Source organism: Chryseobacterium sp. CG10_8, assembly GCF_058117085.1.
On the sequence record NZ_JBYVEB010000175.1, the window covers coordinates 1 to 3,622 of the forward strand.

The window sequence follows — 3,622 nt, forward strand, 5'->3', positions numbered from 1 at the left end:
TAAATTATAACCTATTTGGGATTCCTTTATGGAATGGAATATTAGAAAAGGCTGGATTTACTGATAAAGAAACTTGCTGGAATTATGATAGAAGCAAAGAACTTGGGCATCATTTTGGGGATTTTGCTATTTCTCAATATGATAATACTCAAGTTAAGTTTTGGCGTGGTGATAGATATTGCGGAATTGTTCATTGTCAATTTTTCCACGAATTGCAAAATATCGTTTCTGTACTTTCAGGTTTTGAGTTGTCGGTTTCTTAGCATATTGCACAACGAAAAAGTATTGCCGAAGTGCGGGTTTTTACACCTGAAAGTTCAATTTTCTCTGACTTTAGCAATTGCTTTTTTGTGGAACTAAGTTACAAAAAAATGTGGAACAAAAAAGCAATTGCGACATAAAAAATAGAATCTCTCAATTATGACTTCAACCCCGCATTTTGGCAATACACTGTTATCGGTAGTGTCTTTATTTTGTCCAATTCTCAATTTTTCCATTTTTATCAAACCAAATTTCTATGAAAATTCGCTCTGAAGTTGGAACTCCTTTATCTTTTAGAATGTCAAATTTCATTGTTTTTAAAGAGCTAAAGATAGTTTCAACACAATAATTATACTCATCTCTTTCGAAATTGTCATTCAATTCTTTTTCATTGTAAGTCATTTCCACTTTTGAAACTTTTCCACTTTCATCAATTGTTACCAAATATTTTTCAGAGCAGTCATAATCATTTTTATTTGACCATTTTACTTTTTTAATTTGTTTGAAAATTTGATTTGAAATCTTGTCTTTATTTATTCTATTAATTCCATTTCTTACGTTTTCATAGTTTTCAACATTTTTTGAGGAAAGCATTTTTCCATTTTCAAAATTTAGAACAGTTTCATATAAAAAAATTTTATAAAAAACTCCGTCCCATCTTATTACTTTATTTTCTTTTAAATTTTGAGGAAAGCTAAGATTACCTGAAAACCAACCGATGAAGACCTTATTATTCTGAACCTTATCTCCAAATATTTCTTTCATTCTTTCTCTTGATTTATTCAAGTTAATTTTTTTCTTATCAATTAAATCAAAACAATCAATAATATTATTGAGATATAGACTGTCGTTTTTTATTTCGTAAATTGATTGATAACCTCTCCAACAGTTAAATGAAACTGCTTGATTTTCGTTACCTCTAAAACTTAATCCAAAGAGTTTTCCTTCATCCGATGTTTTTACTTGAAGAAGTTTTTCTAAGATTAAATTATAAGTAGGAATTGTGTCATTTTTATAGATAATATAGTCTGGAAGTTGAGGACTTCCAAACGCTTTTATGAAAATTATAAGGAATAGTATTTTAAGCGCAATTTTCATGACATTACCGATAACGAAAAAGTATTGCCGAAGTGCGGGCTTTTACAACTGGAATTTCAGTTAAAAACTTCGCTAAGCAATTGCTTTTTTGTGGAACTAAATTACAAAAAAATGTGAAACGAAAAAGCAAATGCGACAAAAAAAGTAGAGTAGTGCAATTATCACTTCAACCCCGCATTTTGGCAATACACTGTTATCTACAGCGCCAATTTCCGTAGAATTTGGCGTTTTTAGGTTGTTTTACGCCATTTTCATTCAAATTTATAGTTTCTAATGAATATTGCGCAGTTTTACTCAAGAATATTGTCAGATTTTAGATTTAGTTTGGTCAGCTATAATTTTACTCTGATATTCACTCTGATTTTGCGTTTCGTTATTCAAGCGCAATTTTAGTCAGTTCGTTATTCCAAAGATTATCCACTTAAATTTCTTGAATTTTATTCACGTCATTTTGCGGTCTGATTGTCAATTCGTTGTCGAAAACTGTCGTTGAATAATTCGCATTGTTTGGATTCCGAGTTTTATTCAGTCACTCTGATTAGAAAATGAATTTAGACCATCAACAGTTATTTAGTTTGGTCTAGATTCAGTTTCTTATTTTATTCACTCAAAATCAGAATTTTTTCAGCGCGCGAATTGTTCAATGGCAGTTGTAGATAACGAAAAAGTATTGCCGAAGTGCGGGCTTTTACAACTGGAATTTCAGTTAAAAACTTCGCTAAGCAATTGCTTTTTTCGTTAAACTAAATTACAAAAAAATGTGAAACGAAAAAGCAAATGCGACAAAAAAAGTAGAGTAGTACAATTAAGACTTCAACCCTGCATTTTGGCAATACACTGTTATCTACAGCGCCAATTTCCGTAGAATTTGGCGTTTTTAGGTTGTTTTTGCGCCATTTTCATTCAAATTTATAGTTTCTAATGAATTTTGTGCAGTTTTACTCAAGAATATTGTCAGATTTTAGATTTAGTTCGGTCAGCTTTAATTTTACTCTGATATTCACTCTGATTTTGCGTTTCGTTATTCAAGCGCAATTTTATTCAGTTCGTTATTCCAAAGATTATCCACTTAAATTTCTTGAATTTTATTCACGTCATTTTGCGGTCAGATTGTCAATTCGTTGTCGAAAACTGTCGTTGAATAATTCGCATTGTTTGGATTCCGAGTTTTATTCAGTCACTCTGATTAGAAAATGAATTTAGACCATCAACAGTTATTTAGTTTGGTCTGAATTCAGTTTCTTATTTTATTCACTCAAAATCAGAATTTTTTCAGAGCGCGAATTGTTCAATGGCAGTTGTAGATAACGAAAAAGTATTGCCGAAGTGCGGGTTTTTACACCTAAAAAGTTCAATTTTCTCTGACTTTAGCAATTGCCTTTTTGTGGAACTAAATTACAAAAAAAACGTGAAACAAAAAAGCAATTGCGACGAAAAATGCAGAATCTCTCAATAATCACTTCAACCCCGCATTTTGGCAATACACTGTTGGCTACAGTTATTTTAGATAGTCAAATGTGTTTTCAAGCTTAAATTTTGGACTTCTTTTTAAAAAGTCCATAAAAAATGCTGTATGAGCTCCACCCATTAAAATGAAAATTTTATCGTTTTTGTCAAACGTAATTTGGTTAAGATTTGAGAACATTACTAAATTTCGGTGATAAAATTTAGCAGCAGCATCAGCCCCTTCCGATTTTCCCTTATTTGACACATAAAGATATAAGTCTGCATTTATATTTATAAGACTTTCTAAATATTGAGGATGGTTATTAAGTTTAAACAAATCATAGAAAGGAATTCCTTCTTCTGGGGTTCTTTTTTCGTTTTCGTCAACCATTTTCCAATATTTACTATTCGTTGTTTTATCAATAGAATTTATTGAGTCATCATTAAGACCATAACTTTCTTTAAAGTCAATGCCATATATTTTTTTAGCTCCGCTCAATCGTCCAACTTCATATGCAAGCAATTCTCTTTCATCAGGGTTAGAAAATTTTTTGTTAGGATTCTGAATGTAATCCATATAATCGGCTTGTCTAATACTATCTTTTTCAGGCAATGCTTCGATTACAATAATTGTTGGTTTAAATTTTGCAAAAAGTTTTGCGAGTTTCTTTATTTCTTTTTGATTTTTTTTGTCGTGTTCATCAAAGTCGGTTGTCATTGAGTCAGAAGTCTCGCCCATATGAAATGTTGCAACATTTAAAACAGGTATTGCATCGTCAAATTTTGTTTTATAAATTAATGAATACCCGTAAAGTTA

The 3,622-nt window shown here is 30.7% G+C and carries 3 protein-coding genes; 1 reads left to right on the top strand and 2 read right to left on the bottom strand.

The genetic code is table 11. From position 1 onward, the window contains the following. The coding region (locus tag AC4AGG_RS15720) for a hypothetical protein (protein ID WP_489772968.1) at positions 1-263 on the top strand (263 nt) is incomplete at its 5' end. A gap of 205 nt (positions 264-468) precedes the next feature. Here the strand turns inward: AC4AGG_RS15720 and AC4AGG_RS15725 are convergent. Beyond that, the gene (locus AC4AGG_RS15725; protein WP_489772969.1) at positions 469-1,359 is read right to left on the bottom strand and encodes a hypothetical protein; all 891 of its coding nucleotides are present in this window, start codon (positions 1,357-1,359) and stop codon (positions 469-471) included. 1,498 nt (positions 1,360-2,857) lie between these two features. Next, positions 2,858-3,544 carry a DUF5694 domain-containing protein gene (locus AC4AGG_RS15730; RefSeq protein ID WP_489772970.1) on the bottom strand — a complete coding sequence of 229 codons (687 nt, stop codon included), beginning with the start codon at positions 3,542-3,544 and terminating at the stop codon, positions 2,858-2,860. Positions 3,545-3,622 lie beyond the last annotated feature (78 nt).

What these genes read in the sequence shown, in the direction of transcription:
- AC4AGG_RS15725 (WP_489772969.1), bottom strand. Translation starts at nt 1,359, where the DNA reads ATGAAAATTGCGCTTAAAATACTATTCCTTATAATTTTCATAAAAGCG.
- AC4AGG_RS15730 (WP_489772970.1), bottom strand. Translation starts at nt 3,544, where the DNA reads ATGGGCGAGACTTCTGACTCAATGACAACCGACTTTGATGAACACGAC.